Source organism: Kribbella lupini, from assembly GCF_039529595.1.
Lineage (GTDB): Bacteria > Actinomycetota > Actinomycetes > Propionibacteriales > Kribbellaceae > Kribbella > Kribbella lupini.
Window position 1 is genome coordinate 1 of sequence record NZ_BAAANC010000003.1, and the last position, 17,814, is coordinate 17,814.

17 protein-coding genes and 1 rRNA gene are annotated in these 17,814 nt (G+C 69.2%); 5 read left to right on the forward strand and 13 right to left on the reverse strand.

Features of this window, described 5'->3' with window-relative positions; all coding sequences use genetic code 11:
- From ABD235_RS26195 to ABD235_RS26205, 3 genes are all read right to left on the reverse strand, one after another.
- Window positions 1–79, reverse strand: a 16S ribosomal RNA gene (locus ABD235_RS26195); the annotation flags it as partial.
- Between the two features lie 511 nt (window positions 80–590).
- Window positions 591–1,538 carry an electron transfer flavoprotein subunit alpha/FixB family protein gene (locus ABD235_RS26200; protein WP_344178782.1) on the reverse strand — a complete coding sequence of 316 codons (948 nt, stop codon included), beginning with the start codon at window positions 1,536–1,538 and terminating at the stop codon, window positions 591–593.
- Window positions 1,539–1,552: 14 nt separating this feature from the next.
- Window positions 1,553–2,335 carry an electron transfer flavoprotein subunit beta/FixA family protein gene (locus ABD235_RS26205; protein WP_344178784.1) on the reverse strand — a complete coding sequence of 261 codons (783 nt, stop codon included), beginning with the start codon at window positions 2,333–2,335 and terminating at the stop codon, window positions 1,553–1,555.
- Between the two features lie 106 nt (window positions 2,336–2,441).
- Here ABD235_RS26205 and ABD235_RS26210 point away from each other — a divergent pair, with 106 nt between their 5' ends.
- Entirely contained in the window at window positions 2,442–3,179 is a 738-nt protein-coding gene (locus ABD235_RS26210; RefSeq protein WP_344178786.1) for a class I SAM-dependent methyltransferase, read from the forward strand.
- Window positions 3,180–3,186: 7 nt separating this feature from the next.
- Here the strand turns inward: ABD235_RS26210 and ABD235_RS26215 are convergent, their stop codons facing one another.
- The 9 genes from ABD235_RS26215 to ABD235_RS26255 all read right to left on the reverse strand — a co-directional run bounded on the left by ABD235_RS26215 (window position 3,187) and on the right by ABD235_RS26255 (window position 11,970).
- Window positions 3,187–4,146 (reverse strand): hypothetical protein, encoded by a 960-nt coding sequence (locus ABD235_RS26215; RefSeq protein ID WP_344178789.1) that lies wholly within the window; start codon window positions 4,144–4,146, stop codon window positions 3,187–3,189.
- Window positions 4,139–5,020, reverse strand: coding sequence for an acyltransferase (locus ABD235_RS26220; RefSeq protein ID WP_344178791.1), 882 nt, complete (start codon window positions 5,018–5,020; stop codon window positions 4,139–4,141). Before ABD235_RS26220 ends, ABD235_RS26215 begins: the two co-directional genes overlap by 8 nt.
- A gap of 11 nt (window positions 5,021–5,031) precedes the next feature.
- Window positions 5,032–5,979 carry a class I SAM-dependent methyltransferase gene (locus ABD235_RS26225; protein ID WP_344178793.1) on the reverse strand — a complete coding sequence of 316 codons (948 nt, stop codon included), beginning with the start codon at window positions 5,977–5,979 and terminating at the stop codon, window positions 5,032–5,034.
- Window positions 5,980–6,759: an enoyl-CoA hydratase/isomerase family protein gene (locus ABD235_RS26230; RefSeq protein WP_344178795.1), complete on the reverse strand. Its 780-nt coding sequence runs from the start codon at window positions 6,757–6,759 to the stop codon at window positions 5,980–5,982.
- 145 nt (window positions 6,760–6,904) lie between these two features.
- Window positions 6,905–7,948 (reverse strand): Gfo/Idh/MocA family protein, encoded by a 1,044-nt coding sequence (locus tag ABD235_RS26235; RefSeq protein ID WP_344178797.1) that lies wholly within the window; start codon window positions 7,946–7,948, stop codon window positions 6,905–6,907.
- A complete protein-coding gene (locus ABD235_RS26240) occupies window positions 7,945–8,964 on the reverse strand; it encodes a Gfo/Idh/MocA family protein (protein ID WP_344178799.1) in 1,020 nt (339 codons plus the stop codon). Before ABD235_RS26240 ends, ABD235_RS26235 begins: the two co-directional genes overlap by 4 nt.
- 9 nt (window positions 8,965–8,973) lie before the next feature.
- The gene (locus ABD235_RS26245; protein ID WP_344178801.1) at window positions 8,974–9,810 is read right to left on the reverse strand and encodes a carbohydrate ABC transporter permease; all 837 of its coding nucleotides are present in this window, start codon (window positions 9,808–9,810) and stop codon (window positions 8,974–8,976) included.
- Window positions 9,803–10,684: a carbohydrate ABC transporter permease gene (locus ABD235_RS26250; RefSeq protein ID WP_344178804.1), complete on the reverse strand. Its 882-nt coding sequence runs from the start codon at window positions 10,682–10,684 to the stop codon at window positions 9,803–9,805. The genes ABD235_RS26245 and ABD235_RS26250 overlap by 8 nt, the downstream gene beginning before the upstream one ends.
- Window positions 10,681–11,970 carry an ABC transporter substrate-binding protein gene (locus ABD235_RS26255; RefSeq protein ID WP_344178806.1) on the reverse strand — a complete coding sequence of 430 codons (1,290 nt, stop codon included), beginning with the start codon at window positions 11,968–11,970 and terminating at the stop codon, window positions 10,681–10,683. Before ABD235_RS26255 ends, ABD235_RS26250 begins: the two co-directional genes overlap by 4 nt.
- A gap of 154 nt (window positions 11,971–12,124) precedes the next feature.
- On the opposite strand from ABD235_RS26255, the gene glgX reads away from it, so the two are divergent.
- A complete protein-coding gene (gene glgX, locus ABD235_RS26260; protein ID WP_344178808.1) occupies window positions 12,125–14,221 on the forward strand; it encodes a glycogen debranching protein GlgX in 2,097 nt (698 codons plus the stop codon).
- A gap of 62 nt (window positions 14,222–14,283) precedes the next feature.
- On the forward strand, window positions 14,284–15,057 hold the full coding sequence (locus ABD235_RS26265) for an SGNH/GDSL hydrolase family protein (protein WP_344178810.1): 774 nt from the start codon (window positions 14,284–14,286) through the stop codon (window positions 15,055–15,057).
- Here ABD235_RS26265 and ABD235_RS26270 read toward each other — a convergent pair.
- On the reverse strand, window positions 15,043–16,002 hold the full coding sequence (locus ABD235_RS26270) for a hypothetical protein (protein WP_344178812.1): 960 nt from the start codon (window positions 16,000–16,002) through the stop codon (window positions 15,043–15,045). The two genes, ABD235_RS26265 and ABD235_RS26270, sit on opposite strands and share 15 nt — an antisense overlap.
- Window positions 16,003–16,078: 76 nt before the next feature.
- On the opposite strand from ABD235_RS26270, the gene ABD235_RS26275 reads away from it, so the two are divergent.
- Both ABD235_RS26275 and ABD235_RS26280 read left to right on the forward strand, forming a co-directional pair.
- On the forward strand, window positions 16,079–16,900 hold the full coding sequence (locus tag ABD235_RS26275) for a MerR family transcriptional regulator (protein ID WP_344178815.1): 822 nt from the start codon (window positions 16,079–16,081) through the stop codon (window positions 16,898–16,900).
- Between the two features lies 1 nt (window position 16,901).
- Complete coding sequence (locus ABD235_RS26280) at window positions 16,902–17,777, forward strand: transglutaminase domain-containing protein (RefSeq protein ID WP_344178818.1); 876 nt, start codon at window positions 16,902–16,904, stop codon at window positions 17,775–17,777.
- The last annotated feature ends 37 nt before the right edge of the window (window positions 17,778–17,814 follow it).

Sequence of the window (17,814 nt, forward strand, 5' to 3'; positions counted from 1 at the left end):
AAGGGCCTTACCGCTCGACTTGCATGTGTTAAGCACGCCGCCAGCGTTCGTCCTGAGCCAGGATCAAACTCTCCGTTGAAATCTATATATCCACCACAACCCAAAGGGCCATGGAGAACAGACAAAACAGAAAACGATCCAATGCAATCAGAAACAAATCAAACTGACTTGAATCCAGAAAAATTACAAAGGAATCCAATCACGAAATCAAAAAGATGACCCGTGAATGGGGGTTAATGCTAAATTTCGGCATTGACTTTCGGCACGCTGTTGAGTTCTCAAGAATCGGGCGCACACCGCGTCCATGACCTCTCAGCCAGGACTCCGGGGCAACTCGACAAACCTTACTGTTTCGTCCAGGCCCGGTCAAATCGGCCCTTTTCGATCCAGTTCCCTGCGTGACTCAGCAGCCCAAACCCGCACGAGGCGCGTCTCGGCTCCAGGAACCTTCAGGGATTGTGTTGAGGCGACCGGCCGCTTTCGCGTCCCGCACTCGCTCCAACAAGAAGAACATTACTGACATTCGGGGTGAAGATGCAAATCGAGGGTTGGGGCCCGCCGGCACTGGGTACCGACGGGCCCCGACGAGCTCAGGACTTGCGCTTGGTGACCTCTTCGGTGGCCGTCGGCAGGACCTTGTGGAGGTCCCCCACCACCCCGAAGTCGACCAGCTCGAAGATCGGAGCTTCCTCGTCCTTGTTGATGGCGACGATCGTCTTCGAGGTCTGCATGCCGGCGCGGTGCTGGATCGCCCCGGAGATGCCCGCGGCCACGTACAGCTGCGGAGACACGGTCTTGCCCGTCTGGCCCACCTGGTAGGCGTGCGGGTACCACCCGGAGTCCACAGCGGCCCTGGAAGCGCCTACAGCTGCGCCCAGGGAGTCCGCGAAGGCCTCCACCGGACCGAAGTCACCACCGGTCCCCCGGCCACCCGAGACGATGATCGCGGCTTCCGTCAGCTCGGGCCGGCCAGTGGCCTCCCGGGGCTTGGAGTCGGTGATGCGAGCGGTCTTCGCGGCGTCGGAGATCGTCACGTCGAACTCCTCCACCTCCGGCGACGTCTCGGCCGCCTCAGGAGTGGCCGCGTTCGGCTTCACCGTGATGATCGGCGTCCCGTGGGTCACCTTCGCCTGGACCGTGTAGTTGCCCGCGAACACCGACTGCGTGGTCACCGGGCCCGCCTGCACGTCGACGGCGTCGGTGATCAGACCGGACTCCAGCTTGACCGCCAACCGGGCGGCGATCTCCTTGCCCTCGGCGTTGGACGAGATCAGGATCGCGGCCGGCTCGAGCTTGGCCGCGACCTGCTGCAGCGCCTCGGCCTTCGGGGCCACCAGGTACTGCGTCAGCTCCGGGTTGGTCAGCGCGATCACCTTGGTGGCGCCGTACTGGCCCAGGGCCGGGAGTGCGTCCTGGACTCCCTCGCCGATGTAGACCGCGACCGGCTCGCCGAGGCGACGGGCGATGGTGAGGAGCTCCGCGGTGGTCTTGCGGACCGTGCCGCCGGTGTGGTCGACGAGAACGAGAACGTTCGACATATTCGGGTCGCTCCTCAGAGGAACTTGTTGGTGGACAGGAACTCGACGAGCTGGGCAGCGCCGCTGCCGTCCTCGTCGGCGACGATCGTGCCGGCGGTGCGTGCCGGACGAGCGGTCACCTCGGTGACCTCGGTCCAGGCCCCGGCCTGGCCCACCTGCTCGCCGGACAGCTCCAGGTCGGCCAGCGACCAGGTCTCGACCGGCTTCTTCTTCGCGGCCATGATCCCCTTGAACGACGGGTACCGCGGCTCGTTGGCCTGGTCGCTCACGCTCAGGACGAGCGGCAGCGTGCCCTCGACGGTGTCGCTGGCGGTGTCACCGTCGCGACGGATCTTCACCGTGGTGCCGTCGACGGTCACCTCCGAACCCAGCGTGACGGCCGGCAGGCCGAGGCGCTCGGCCACCATCGCGGGGACGACCCCCATGCCACCGTCGGTGGAGCCCATCCCGAACACGACCAGGTCGGCCTCGAGCTTGCCCAGCGCCTTGGCCAGGATCAGCGAGGTCGCCACGGCGTCCGAGCCGTGGATCGCGTCGTCGATCACGTGAACGCCGGCGTCGGCGCCCATCTGCAGGCCCTTCTTGACGGCGTCGGCGGCCTGCTCGGGACCGACGGTGAGCACGGTCACCTCGGCGTCGCCGTTCTCCTTGACGGTGAGCGCGGTCTCGACGGCGTACTCGTCCAGTTCGGACAGCAGCCCGTCGACACCGGCGCGGTCCACCGTGTTGTCCTCGGAGCGGAAGCGGCGGTCCGCCGTGGCATCCGGCACGAACTTCGCGCAGACGACGATCTTCATAGCGTGTGGGACCCCTTCTGGTTAACGGTCTCTCCCAGCCTGCCACGGATGTTACTCACGAGAAACATATGCATGGTGCGAGTCCCATCACAGTTACGCTGACCGGGTGACCGAGACGTTACCTCTTACCGGCGAGCGGACCGCCCCGGGGATCTGGCACGAGAACTACTGGTTCGCGCGCCACGAGGCTGCCTACCGCTGGATCGTGGACAGCGTGCGGCCGGACGGCCGTGTCCTCGACGCCGGCTGCGGCGAGGGGTACGGCGCGGAGCTGCTGCGCACCGGCGGCGCGGAGCAGGTGTTCGGCCTCGACTACGAAGGTACGACGCTCAGGCACGCGGCCAAGGCTTATCCACAGGTCAATCTGGTCCAGGGCAATCTCGTCCAGACGGGGTTCGCCGACGGCGCCTTCGACCTGGTCACCAGCCTGCAGACCGTCGAGCACCTCTGGGAGCAGCCACGGTTCGTCGCCGAGTGCGCGCGGATCCTGGCGCCGCAGGGAACGCTGATCCTCACGACACCGAACCGGCTGACCTTCCCGCCGGGGAACTGGTACCACACGCGGGAGCTGACGGCCGGCGAGCTGGTCGAGCTCGTGGAGGCCGAGCTCGAGGTCACGCAGGTGCTCGGACTGCACCACGGCCCGCGGCTGCGGGAGTGGGAGGCGCGGCACGGGGACTGCGTGGAGCGGCAGCTGGAGGTCGAGCACCCGAAGTGGGCCGAGGACCTGGTGACGCTGGTGACCGGGACGCGTCAGGAGGACTTCGAGCTGCGGAGCGACGGACTCGACGGGTGCTTGGATCTGGTGGTCGTCGCGCGGAGACCGGCCACCACCGCCGAGTGACCGAGGCTCAGGGCCGGACGAACCGCTCGATGACCTTGCCGACGATCAGGTAGACCAGCGCCGCGATCCCCCAGTTCACCAGCAGGGTGTTCTTCGCGGTCTCCAGCCGGAACAGGTCCTTGAACGGACCGACCAGATCGTGCCCGCGCTCCAGCACCCAGCGGACGATCTCGTTGCTCTGGTTGGCCTGGTCGAGCGCCGTGAACAACGCCCCCAGCGCCAGTACGGCGGCCGCCAGTACGGCGAGCAACCACACCAGCGAGGCGATCAGGTTCCGGACCCGCTTCACGCCGGAGCCGACCGTCGACATCGCCGCCCGGCCCTTGCCCGGTGACGAGGAAGGCTTCTCTCGCGCCGCCCGGGCCGCGGCCAGCGGGTTCTCCCCCGGTTTGTTGCCCGAGGCACCCGTCGTGGCCGGCTTGGGCAGCGACGTGGTTGCCGCCGTGTCGTCGGCCGGCGCCTTCGCCTCGGCGGCAGCGGCCGCATCGCGGGCCTTCTGCGCCGCGACGATCTCGGCGGCGGTCTGCGGTTTGGTCTTCGTGGCCGTCACAGCCCGACTCGAGTCCGGCGCCTTGCCGGCGTCGTCGGCCGGCTTGGTGGCCTGGTCGGACTCGGTGGCCTCGGCCGCCTTGTCGTCCTGTGTACTCACGTCGTCCATCTCCTCAGCCGGGGTCGGTTCCTCGTCCGCCACCTGCGCCGGCGTCTTCTTACGCCGGTTGCCCGGGACCGGGCGCGGCGACAACCGTCGCCGGACGCCCAGTGGGCGCTTGTCCCCACTGTCCAACGTAGCGACGCCGGGACCTTCCGTCACGATCGGTACCGGGTCGACCGCCCGGTACCGGGCCTGCGTGATCGAGCCGTCGGCCGCCGCCTGGTCGAGCGACGTCCCGCCGCCGGCGGCGTCCTCGACGGCCGGTACGGCGGAGCCCAGGGCGGACAGGCGTGCGGCGCCTGTCTGGTCAACCACGCGGGGACTCCTCTCCGACGACTTCCGGGACATACTGCCCGACTGGTGAGTAACTTGAGAACCCCTCGGCGCCCGACAGCGCGTCACCACTCGTAGAAGTACGGTTACCCGCCGGGGTGGTGTCCACACCACCCGCCGCGCCGCGCGGTGGCCGGATCTCCGCAACACTGGTCACTTCTGCCCCACCAGTCGGCCCCAGGCCGGCGCGCAGCCGGGCCGCGGTCTCCTCGTTCTCCCGGGCCAGACCGGCCAGGTACTCGCGCCGTTCCGCGCCGTCGGCGTACCGGGTGACTCGGTCCCGGACGACGACCGCCGGGATGCCGACCGCCACGGCGTACTCCGGGATGTTGCCGCGGGCAACACTGTTGGCGCCGATCACCGCGCCGCGGCCGATGTCGGTGCCGCGGGTGACGGTCACCTTCGTGGCCAGCCAGCAGTCCGGGCCGATCCGGACCGGCGACTTCACCAGGCCCTGGTCCTTGATCGGCAGGCCGAGGTCGTCGGTCTTGTGGTCGAAGTCGCAGATGTAGGTCCAGTCGGCCACCAGCGTGGACGCGCCGATCTCGACGTCGAGGTAGCAGTTCACCGTGACGTCGCGGGCGAAGACCACCTTGTCGCCGATCCGCAGCGTGCCCTCGTGCGCGCGCAGCCGGGTCTCGTCGCCCAGGTGCACCCACTTGCCGAGCACGATCCGGCCGTGCCCGGGGCGGGCGACGATCTCCAGCTTCTTGCCGAGGAAGACGAATCCCTCGGTGATCACCTGGGGATGGCGCAGCTTGAACCACGCGAACCGCCAGTAGCGCTTCAGGTAGTACGGCGTCCACGCCCGGTGGCGGACCACCCAGCGCAGGTTCTCGAACGACAGCAACCGCATCAGGCCAGTATCTACTCCGCGACCCCGGTGACGGACACGTTGTAGTAGAGCTCGTCGGGAACGACCTGCGCGAGTACCTTGTCCACCTTCGACAGCTGCAGCCACGACTTGTACGCGAACATCCGCCACCCGAAGCCGAGCTTCTGCTCCGGTACGGCGGCCTCGAACGTCCGGATCGGCCAGCCGACCCACGCCGCCAGCAGCTCCTCGGTCACGGTCTTCACCTCGACCGCACCCGCGCGCGAGGCCGTCCGGGCCAGCGTGTCCGGGTCGAACGTGTGCAGGTCGACCACGGCCTCCAGCGCCGCCGCGCGGGACGACTCGTCCAGCTCCGCCTGCGGCCGGCGCCAGTCGGTCAGCGCCGGGAGCTTGGTCAGGTTCGTGGTCGCCCACCAGGTGAACCGCGACAGCCGGCGCGCCACGAAGTCGCCGTACCGGGTCGGCTCGCCGCAGATGACGAAGCGGCCACCGGGCTTGAGCACGCGCAGCATCTCGCGGAACGCCAGCTCGACGTCGGGGATGTGGTGGATCACCGCGTGCCCGATCACCAGGTCGAAGGTGTTGTCGTCGTACGGCAGCTTCTCGGCGTCGGCGACCTTGCCCTCGACGGCGAAGCCGAGCGTCTCGGCGTTCTTCTTCGCCGCCTCGACCATGCCCGGCGACAGGTCGGTCACGTGCGCCTCGGCCAGGACGCCGGCCAGCTTGAGGTTGAGCGTGAAGAAGCCGGTGCCGGCGCCGATCTCCAGCGACTTGCCGTACGGCCAGCCCTGGTCGCCGGCGATCGCGGTGAAGCGGTCGCGGGCGTAGGTGACGCAGCGCTCGTCGTACGAGATCGACCACTTCTCGTCGTACGTCGAGGCTTCCCAGTCGTGGTAGAGCACCTGGGCCAGCTTGTTGTCGTTCCAGGCCGCCTCGACCTCTTCGGCCGTGGCAGCAGGCTTCTCAGCAGACGTGGTCATTCACATTCCCTTGAACTCGGCCTTACCAGGGCCGTTCTCGACGAAGGACTTCATCCCGATCGTGCGGTCCTCGGTGGCGAACAGCCCGGCGAACTGCTGCCGCTCGATCTCCAGCCCGGTGTGCAGGTCGACGCCGAGCCCGGCGTCGATCGACTCCTTGGCGGCGCGCAGGGCCAGAGCAGCCCCAGCCGAGAACTGCGAGGCCCAGGCCACGGCGGCCGTGTAGACCTCGGCAGCAGGGACGACCTGGTCCACGAGCCCGATCCGCAGCGACTCCTCGGCGGAGACGAAGCGGCCGGTGTAGATCAGGTCCTTGGCCTTCGACGGGCCGATCAGCCGCGACAGCCGCTGGGTGCCGCCGGCGCCCGGGATGATGCCGAGGAGGATCTCGGGCTGGCCGAGCTTGGCGTCGTCGGCCGCGATCCGGTAGTCGGCGCACAGCGCGAGCTCGCAGCCGCCACCGAGCGCGTACCCGGTGATCGCCGCCACTGTCGGCTTCGGGATCTCCGCCACGGCGGACAGCGAGGCCTGCAGCGGGCCGGAGCGACGGACCATGTCGGCGTACGACATGTCGGCCATCTCCTTGATGTCCGCGCCGGCCGCGAAGACCTTCTCGCCGCCGTAGACCACGACCGCACGCACCTCGTCCGAGGCCGTCGCCTCGAGAGCCGCGGCCCGGATCTCGTCCTGGACCTGGACGTTCAGCGCGTTCATCTTCGGCCGGTCCAGCCGGATCGTGCCGACCCCGTCGGCCACCGTCAGGTTGACGAACTCGCCCATCGCCTCGCTCCTCCAGTCGTGGTACTACCCGCGGGTCACATCCACGGCACCGTACCGGACGGCCGCTGGTATCACCGCAGGAGGCCGCAGTTGAGCGGGGTGGGAGCAGTGCTCCCACCCCGCGTCCACCTCCGCCCCGAGGTGGTCAGAGGTCGACGGGCTGGCCTGCCGCGACCGAGCGGCGGGCCGCGTCGACGATTCGGAGGGTGCGGAGGCCGACGGCGCCGTCCGGCTGCGGTACGACGGCCGGCTGCTGCCCCGGGACGGCCGGACCGGAGGCCCTGACCGCGGAGAGGAACTCCCCGAGCATCGTGGCGTCCAGGTTGCCGCCGATGCCCAGGTACACCTCGCCGGACGCGTCGGTGCCGCCGACGTGCTCCTGGAACGGCGCGATCTCCACCGAGCCGTTGGTGCCGGTCACCTGCAGCGTCACACCACCCCAGGTCGGGCCGTTGTCCGGCACGCTCCAGGAGCAGTCGATGGTGGCCAGCAGCCCGTTGGCGTAGGTGATGGTGACCAGACCGCCGGTCTCGACGGCCACGTCCTTGTCCTGGTGCAGCACGTGGTTGGCGGCGGCGTGGACTCGCGCCGCCTCGACCCCACCGGTCAGGCCGTCGATCAGGTCGGCGCAGTGGACGGTGTGGTCGACCAGCGCTCCCCCACCGGCCAGCTTCGCGTCGGTGAACCACTGCCGGGCGTCGTACGGGATCTTGCCGTTGTTGGTCCCCAGCACCGCGAACACGTCGCCGAGCCGGCCGGCCTCCACCGACGCCTTCAACCGCCCGTACGACGGCGCGAAGCGCACCGGGTAGGCAACCATCAGGATCGTCCCGGCCGCCGCGCACGCGGCCAGCATGGCCTCGCCGTCGGCGACCTCGGTGGCCAGCGGCTTCTCGCAGAGCACGTGCGCGCCGACGGCAGCGGCCCGCTCGACCAGCGGCCGGTGGAGCGCGTTCTCGCTGGTCACCACGACCGCGTCCGGGCCCCAGGCGAACAGCTCGTCGTACGAGTCGACGTACGCGATGCCGTGGTCAGCGGCGAAGGCGGCTCCGCGCGGGCCTGCGTCGGGAGCGCCCGCGCCGTCAGGGTCCGAGGACAGGACCTCGACGCCCGGAAGCCCGGACAGCAACGAGCAGTACGAGGAGGCGTGCGTGTGCGCGAACGAGGCGATCGCAACCTTGAGGCTCATCGGGCCGCTCCTGCCGGGTCGAAGCTCAACATGTCGATCGTGCGCCCGGTCTCCATCGAGGCCCGGGCTGCTTCGGCCAGGTAGACCGCCGCCGCGCCGTCGGCCGCGTTGACCCGCGGCTCGGCGCCACCGCGCAGGGCGACCGCGAACTCCCGCAGCTGGGTCAGGTACGGGCTCTCGCCGAGCGTGTTCGCGGGGATCAGCAGGTCTCCGGCCGAGCCGCCGTCCTGCAGTTCCTCGGCGTACCCGGTGTCCTCGGCCGACGAGAAGTGCAGCTGCCCGCTCGCGCCGGCGATCGAGAAGGTGGTCTTGAACGGCGTGCCGGGCGCTCCCCAGGTGGCGCGCAGATGACTGATCGCGCCGCCGGCGTGGGTCAGCGTCACGTGAGCCGCGACGTTGACCGGCGAGATGCCGTCCACCGACGGCGGGCTCTGTACGGCGTACACGCTCTCGACCTCGCCGCACAGCCAGCGGGCCTGGTCGAGGTCGTGCACCATCAGGTCCATGATCACGCCGCCGGAGCGGGCGACGTCGCGGTACCAGCCCTTGCCGGCCGGTGAGCTGGCCTGCCGGGAGAAGCGGGCCACCGCGACCTGACCGATCCGGCCGGCGCGCACCGCGTCGTAGGCCGCCTGGTACGCCGGGAAGAAGCGGACCACGTGCGCCGGGTACAGCTTCACCCCGGCGGCGGCCGCGGCCGTCGACAACTCGTGCGACGCCGCGGCGGTCAACGTCAGCGGCTTCTCGCAGATGACGTCGCGCCCGGCCTTGATCGCGGCCAGCGTGACGTCGTGATGGGTCGCCGACGGCGTGACGATGTCGACGAACTCGACCGCGGCCAGCAGCTCGTCGAGCGACCCCGCGACCTCCAGCCCGTACTGCGCCGCCAGCTCGGCGGCGCCGTCGACGGAATGGACCAGGACACGCGCGCCGAGCGCCTTCCAGGCCGCGACGTGGACGTGCGCGATGTTGCCCGCGCCCACCAGCCCGACCGTCAGGCCTTTGAGGTCTGTCATGAAGATTCCTTACTTGAGACCAGAGAAAGCAATACCTTCGACGACGCGACGCTGCAGTACGACGAAGAGGATCAGGACGGGCGCCATCGCCATCAGCGCGGCCGCCATCAGCACGCCGGGCGAGATGGTGCCCTGGTAGCCGGCCAGCGTGGCCAGGCCGACCGACAGCGGCATCTTCTCGGGGCTGGTCGCGATCACCAGCGGCCAGAGCAGGTCCGCCCAGGAGGCGAGCACGGTGATGATCGCCAGCGAGATCAGCCCGGGCCGGGCCACCGGCAGGACGACCTTCCAGAACGTCTGCCACGGGTTGCAGCCGTCGAGACGGGCCGCCTCCTCGAGCTCGGCCGGGATGGTCCGGAAGAACTGCATCATCAGGAACGTGCCGAACGCGCTGAAGATGCCGGGGGCAATGATTCCCTGGACCGAGTCGAGCCAGCCCAGCGACTGGATGATCTGGTACTGCGGGATCAGGTACACCTGGCTGGGCACCATCAGGATCGACAGGATCAGCGCCAGCATCAGCCCCTTGAACCGGAACGACATCCGGGCGAAGGCGTACCCGGCCATCGAGCAGAGCACCAGCTGACCGATCGTCCGGCCGGCGGTGACCGCCACCGACACCCAGAACTGGTCCAGGAACGGCAGCCGCTGGAACACCTCGGAGAAGTTGCTCCACTGCAGCTTGGCCGGGAGCACGTCCGGCGGCACCGACTGGATCTCGGCCTGGCTGGAGAACGCCATCTTCAGCTGCCACAGGAACGGGAACATCATCACCAGGCTGCCGAGGATCAGCACCACGTGCGCGACCCGGTTGCTGCCCAGTCTCTGTGAGTTGCGGCTAGTCATAGCTCACCCACCTGCGCTGGAAGCGGAACTGGAACGCCGTCAGCAGCCCGACCACGGCCAGGATCAGCACGGCGATCGCCGCGGCGTACCCGCGGTCGTTGCCGACGAAGGCGGCGTCGTAGAACAGGAAGACCAGCGACTGCGTCTTCGGCATCACCGGGTTGGTCGGCCCGAGCAGCGCGAACAGCTGGTCGAACAGCTGGAACCCGGCGATCGTGGTGACGACGGACAGGAAGAAGATCGACGGCGTCAGCAGCGGCACGGTGATCGCGCGGAACTGCTGCACCCGGGAGGCGCCGTCCAGCGACGCCGCCTCGTACAGCTCGCCCGGGATGCCCTTCAGCCCGGCCGACAGCACGATCATGTTGAAGCCGATCGACATCCACAGGCCGAGCAGCGCGACCGCGACCAGCGCGAACCACGGCTGGGTGATCCACGAGGGGCCGTCGATACCGATCACCTTCAGCGCCTGGTTCAGTACGCCGTACTCGCCGTTGTAGATGATCCGCCAGACCAGGGAGATCGCGGTCGGCAGGGCGACGTACGGGAGGAAGAACAGCGTCCGGTAGACCATCGCGCCGCGCAGCCCGGGCCGGTTGAGCAGGCTGGCGAACAGCACCGCCAGCGGGATGCCGAGCAGCACGATCGCCGTGTAGACGACCGTGTTGACGATCGCCCGGTAGACCTCGCCGTCGGCGACGAGCGTGCTGTAGTTCTCGGCGCCGACCCAGGTGCTGCCGCCGAACGGTCCCGTCTCGGTGAAGCTGTCGTACAGGGTCTTCACCAGCGGCCACAGGTAGAAGACCCCGACCCCGAGAAAGGTCGGCAGGACGAACAGCCAGGGCCACCCGCCGTCGGCCCGCCGTGCCTTCACTTCTCCTTGCCCAGCGCCTCGTCCATCTTGGCCGCGACCGCCGGTCCGACCTCGGACATCGGCTTGTCACCGCCGAACGCGGGCGCGACCTCGTCGGTCTCCAGCTTGTTCCACACCGAGGTGTCCTTGCTCACCGGGTACGGCTCGCTGTACTGCGAGGCGGCGTCGATGAACGTCTTCAGCGCGTACGGCGCGGAGCTCACGAAGTCGCCCTGGGTGCCGTTGAACGCCGGGTTGGCGGCGCCGGCCTTGGCCTGGATCAGCGCGGCGTCCTTGCCGCCCAGGAAGGCCAGGAACGCGGCCGCGGCCTGCGGGTTCTTCGACTTGGCGCTCATCACGTTGGCCAGGCCGTGGATCGGCGTCTTGCGCTCACCGTTCGGGGCCTTCGGCAACGGCAGGATGGCCAGGTCGTTCTTCACCGGCGACTTCAGCGCCATCGAGACCAGCCAGTTGCCGTTCCACATCATCGCGGCCTTGCCGCTGAAGAAGCGTTCCCGGCCGGGCGTCTCGGCGTTCTGCGCGGCGGTCGGGGTGTAGCCGGCCTTGACCATGTCCGACCAGAACTGCAGGCCCTCGATCGACTTCGGGTCGCCGTACCCGGACTTGCCGTCCTTGATCACGTACCCGCCGTTGCTCATGATCGCCGGGTAGTAGTTGCCCTGGTTGCCCAGTTCGTCACCGCTGGCCCAGATGCCCTTCGGGCCGAGCGCGGCCTTGAGCTTCGCGGCGGCGGCCTTGTAGTCGTCCCAGGTCCAGTCGGCGGTCGGCTCGGCCACCTTGGCCTCGGCGAAGAGCTTCTTGTTGTACCAGAACGCGATCGTGTCGAAGTCCTTCGGGACGCCGTACTGCTTGCCGTCCCAGGAGTAGAGGTCGTTGAGCGCCTGGGGGTAGTTGGCCGGGTCGACCTGCTTGTCCTCGAGCAGGCCGTCCAGCGGCGCCAGCTGCTTGTTGGCCGCGAACAGCTGCAGGTTCGGGCCGTTCATCCAGAACACGTCGGGCAGGTTGTCCGAGGAGCCCTGGGTCTTCAGCTTGGTGAAGTACTGGTCGAAGGTGGCCAGCGAGATCGACACCTTCACGTTCGGGTACTTCGCGTTGAACGCCTTGACCAGCTCCTGCATCGCGGGCTGCTGGTTGACGTCCCAGATCGCGTAGGTGAGGTCGCCCTTCACCTGGGCGGGGTCGTCGGGGACCTTGGCGTCACCGGCGTCGTTGCCGGAGTTCCCGCCACAGGCTGTGAGGGCGGTGGCGGCCAGCGCGACGCCGGCCAGCAGGGCTGTGATTCGCATAGTTTTTCTCCTCGGCTCCGGGCACGAGTGGCAACAACTTACGGTTACTGCGCGCGTCTGTTCAAAACAGCCTTTCATGAACACTATCAACATCGCTAGGGACAACTCTTGCCCGTTGTGCACGTGTTTGACACGTCATGGGCAGAATGTGCCGGTGACCGAAGCCACCGCCGCCCCGAACGAGCTCGGCCCTGCCCCCGACCCGGACGTCCGGCTCGGCGCGCAGGTGCATGCCGACGGCACCACCTTCACGCTCTGGGCCCCCGCCGCCGAGCGGGTGGAGCTCGCGCTGCTCGGCCCGGACGGTGCCCAGCGCAACCTGGACCTGGCGCACACCGGCGAGTACTGGACCGGCTTCGTCGCCGGCATCGGGCACGGCCAGCGCTACGGCTACCGGGTGCACGGCCCGTTCGACCCGTCGCACGGCCTGCGCTTCCACCCGGCCAAGCTCCTGCTCGACCCGTACGCCCGGGCCGTCGACGGCACGCTCGACTTCGCCAGCCCGCTGATCTACGACTCCTCCGACGGCGACTCGGCCGGGCACGTCCCGGTCGGCGTGGTGGTCGCGGACGGCGAGCCGCCGCCGCCGATCAGCCGCCCGGTCCCGTGGAGCGAGACGGTGATCTACGAGCTGCACACCAAGGGCTTCACCAAGCTGCACCCCGACGTACCGGAGCACCAGCGGGGAACGTACGCCGGTCTGGCGCACCCGTCCGTGATCAACTATCTGACCGAGCTCGGCATCACCTCGGTCGAGCTGCTGCCGATCCACCACTTCCTCACCGAGCCGGCGATCGCCGCCCGCGGCCTGCCGAACTACTGGGGCTACAACACGCTGAACTACTTCGCCCCGCACGGACCGTTCTCGTCGGCGGGCTCGGCCGGTGAGCAGGTGGCCGAGTTCAAGGCGATGGTCGCCGCGTTCCATGCCGCGGGCATCGAAGTCATTCTCGACGTGGTCTACAACCACACCGCCGAGGGCGGATTCGACGGCCCGACGCTGAGCTTCCGCGGGATCGACAACCGCGCCTACTACCGGCTCACCCACGGCGGCGTCACGTACGACGTGACCGGCACCGGCAACTCGGTCGACACCTCGCACCCGCAGGTCCGGCGGCTGGTGATGGACTCGCTGCGCTACTGGGTCGAGGAGATGGGCGTCGACGGGTTCCGCTTCGACCTGGCGGTGACGCTGATCCGCAACGAGCGGCACGAGGTCGACACCGTCGACCACCCGTTCCTGGCCGAGGTGGCCGCCGACCCGGTGCTCGGCCGGGTCAAGCTGATCTCCGAGCCCTGGGACGTCGGCCCGTTCGGCTACCAGGTCGGCAACTTCGGGACGCCGTGGTCGGAGTGGAACGGCAAGTTCCGCGACTCGGTCCGCGACGTGTGGCGCACGTCGTCGTACGGCGTGCAGGACCTGGCGTACCGGCTGTCCGGGTCCAGCGACCTGTACGGCGACGACGGGCGCTACCCGTACGCCTCGATCAACTTCGTCACCGCCCATGACGGCTTCACCCTGCGCGACCTGGTCTCGTACAACCACAAGCACAACGAGGCCAACCGCGAGGACAACCGCGACGGCACCGACGACAACCGGTCCTGGAACTGCGGCGTCGAGGGCGAGACCGACGACCCGGGCGTGATCGCGCTGCGCAAGCGGCAGATGGCAAACCTGATGGCGACGCTGGTGCTGTCGACCGGCGTACCGATGATCACCGCCGGGGACGAGTGCGGCCGGACCCAGTACGGGAACAACAACGCCTATTGCCAGGACAGCGAGATCTCCTGGTTCGACTGGACGCTGCCCTCGACCTGGTCGGACCACCTCGGGCTGACCAAGCAGCTGCTCGCGCTCCGGGCGGCGCACCCCGCGCTGCGCCAGTGGCACTACTTCTCCGGGCAGCCGGTGGTACCGGGCGGCCGCAAGGACCTGTCGTGGATCGCGCCGCACGGCGGTGAGATGACCGAGAACGACTGGCACGACGGAAACCTCCGCACCATCGGCATGTTCCTGGCCGGCGACGCGCTGCGCGGAACCGATGCCGAGGGCAACATCCTGACCGACCACTCGTTCCTGCTGGTGCTGAACGCGACCGCCGACGCGCGGGAGGTCGTCGTCCCGGACGCGTCCTGGGCGCCGGGGTACGAGGTCGTGCTGGACACGTCGGGGTCGGGCGTCACCGAGGTCGAGGCCGGGGCACGGGTACCGCTCGCGCCGCGGTGCGTGGTGCTGCTGCGCGCACTCTGAGGCTGTTCACCTTCGCCTAGTACTTTCACTGGTCACCTGCTGTTCATGCTTTGGGGGGACCAGTGTTCTTGTTGCGTCGCGAGGCCCGCGAACGAACCACGCCGATCGGCGCCCTGCACCGCGCGGTCACCCGCTGGGGCGAGGCGGAGGGCTCCAGCTCGCGGATGGCCTTCCGCCGCTGGTGCGACGGAGTGGCGTACGTCGACGTCCAGGCGCGCACGTACGCCGACTTCTGGACCCGGCAGAACGAGCAGGCGCTCGCCGCCGACGGACCGCTGTGGGTGGTGCTCGGCGACTCGACCGCCCAGGGCCTCGGCGCGTCCTCACCGCTGCACGGGTACGTCGGCCAGGTCCTGCGAGTACTCCGGTCCACCGGTACGCCGTGGCGAGTGCTGAACCTCTCCCGCTCCGGCGCCCAGACCAAGCACGTGCTCCAGGACCAGCTGCCGCTGATGGACGGCCTGCACCCCGCGCTGGTCACCTGCGGCATCGGCACCAACGACGTACTCGGTACGCCGCCGAAGCGGTTCCGGGACCACCTGCGTCAGGTGATCGGCCGGCTGCCCTCCTCCTCCGTGGTGATGGACCTGACCGTGCCGGACCGCTTCTGGCGCGTCGGCGGGGCCATCAGCCCGTACGTGACCAGCGTGAACCAGCTGATCGGCTCGACCGCTGCTGAACGCGGTCTGCCGGTGGCGGAGGTCTCCCGGTACGCCCGGCCGCCTTGGCGTGGGCTGCTGGCTCCGGACAACTTCCACCCCAACAACTTCGGGTACCGGCAGCACGCCGACGCCCTGCGTGCCGCATTGCCGGCGGTCCACCTACAGCGCGGTTAGCCGAGCCCAGCTCGCGTCGTCCGCCCAGATGGGGTGCGGGGTGAGGTAGGGAGCGAGCAGAGCGGTCAGGGCGGGATCGCCGTGGCCGTTGAGCTCCGCCGTGGCGATCTGCCGCGCTGAGCCGGCCAGGAGGTCGGCCAGTTGCACGCGCGGGTCGGTACGTGAGTCGGTCTGCCGGAGCTCCAGCGGGGCGTCGTCCATCAGCAGGTTGACCTGGGCGATCCGGTGGACGGTCAGGGCGCTCTGCTCGTCGTGGACCATCGCGACGGCGTTGCCGTCGGCGTACCAGTGCAGGGTGGTCTCGACCAGTGCGGGGATCAGCACCTCGAGCGGGGGCAGCAGGGTGCGGTCGTCGAAAAGCCTGTCCCGTAAGGCATCCAGGGGTGGGCGGCGGACGGTGAAGTCCACCTCGCCCGGGTCGAAGCCTGAGGCGACGGCCAGGAAGTCGGCCATGCGTTCGTCGTACATGGTCCGGTTCTTGGAGCGGAGCAGGTCGATGAAGCTCTGCAGCAGGGCCCACCAGCTGTCGCCGTAGTCGTGCTGGTGCAGGGCGAGTGCCGTACGACGAGCAGGTTCGTCGGCGTCCAGGCTGGTGCCCGTGCGGTAGTCGAGTCCGCCGGCGAAGAGCGCGGTGAGGCGACCGGCGAGCAGGAAGTACTTGTCCGTCAGCTGTACGGCGGCCCGGCCGAGCAGCGGGCCGTCCGGTCCGAGCAGCCAGGTCAGCGCCGGGCGCTGCTTGAACAGCCTGGCCGACTTGTACTCGCCCGCGACGTACCGCGACCTTTCCCTGAGCTCCTCGACCGCCCGGCGGGCCTCCGCCGGCCCGAGCTGCAGGCTCGCGTGGGTGAACACCCGGGTGTCCGGGTCCAGCAGGTTGCTCCCCGAGAAGCCGGACTCGTCGCAGGCGATCTCGACGAGTCCCGACCAGACCGGCTCGACGGACATCACCCCATGATCGACCGACCGCGGGCATCTGGCCAGGTATTTACTCTGCCCCAGGGGCAAGGTGTTGAGTACAGCCATGCTGACGATCAGCGAGTTCGGACGGCGGGCCGGACTCTCCCACAAGGCCCTGCGGCTGTACGACGTGTCCGGCCTGCTCACCCCCGCCACGGTCGACCCCGTCACCGGCTACCGCCAGTACGACGAGGAGCAGCTCGAACGCGCCCGGCGGATCAGCATGCTCCGGCAGGTCGAGATGCCGCTGGCCACGATCTCCGAGGTACTCGCGGGCACCGACGAGGAGGCGCTGATCCGGCTGGATCGCTGGTGGGCCGCCCAGCAGGCCACCAACGAGTCCCGGCAGGCGACGGTCGAGTACCTGCGCGACCGGCTGCTCCGGCCGGGATCGCCCGGGCTGAGCCCGCGGCCGGTGCTGCTGCGCGACGTACCGGAGACCAAGATCGCTTCGATCCGGGAGGACGTCGACCAGCAGGCGCTGGTGGGCGTGATCGTCGCCTCGATGCTGGAGATCCGCGCCCACCTGACCGCGGCCGGCGCCGCGCTGCCGGGCGAGTCCTGGGTGATCTTCCACGGCGCGGTCACGCCGGAGAGCGAGGCGACGGTCGAGATCTGCGTGCCGTTCGCCGGGACGGTCGACCCGGCCGGGCCGATCGGGATCCGGATCGAGCCGGCCCACACCGAGGCGTACTGCACGATCACCCGCGAGGAGTGCGTCTACCCCCGCATCATGCTCGCCTACGACCTGCTCCACGACTGGGTGCTCGACTCCGGGCACCCCACCACCGGGGCGGTCCGCGAGATCTACCACGCCGACCACCAGCACCTGGCCAACTCCGACCCGGCCGTCGACATCGCCCAACCGATCAGAGGACTGCACTGAGATGGACTACACGAGACACACGCCGTACAGCGATCCCGGCCGGTACGCCGCACTGCTGGACGAGCTCCCGACCGACATCCCCGGCCTGACCGCGGTGATCCGCAGCCTCGTCATCCACTACCGCGGTGGCGGGATCGAGTTCACCGGCGAGCGGCTCGAAGAGGTGAACAACCGCTGGGTCGAGACGATTCTCGCCGTCGACCAGCAGCGCAACGGCTGCCCGCTGACCGAGCCGCGCAAGCTCGAGGACCGGGTCGCCGGCTGCTGCCGCGACTTCGCGCTGCTGCTCGTCGCGGCGCTGCGGCACCAGGGAGTGCCGGCCCGCACGCGGATCGGCTTCGCGTCGTACTTCGTGCCGGGGTGGAACCACGACCACGTGATCGCCGAGTACCACAACGGCGAACGCTGGGTCCGGGTCGAGGCGCAGATCGAGCCCGCCGAGCACTGGGGCTTCGACGTGCACGACATCCCGCCGGGCCCGTTCCGGTCCGCGGCCGAGGTGTGGCTGGCGTTCCGCGCCGGCGAGATCGACCCCGACCTGTACGGCGTCGACCCGTCGCTGCCGATCCGCGGCGGCTGGTTCATCCGCGACTACGTGTTCCTCCAGGCCGCACACCTGAACGGCGACGAACTGCTGCTGTGGGACGGCTGGGGCGCGATGGCCGACGACCTGGAGATGGACCTCACGCCGACCGACGAGCTGGCCGCGCTCCTGGTTGCCGCCGACAACGGTGACGAGGCGGCCGCGACGAAGCTGCACGACTGGTACACGGCGGACCCGGACCTCCGTCCGGGCCAGAAGATCATGGTGCACTCGCCGACCGGCACTCCGCCGTACCGGGTGGACCTCGCGACCCGCCAGCAGGTCGCGGACTGAACGAAAAAAGAAGCGCCGGACACCCTGCCAGGTGTCC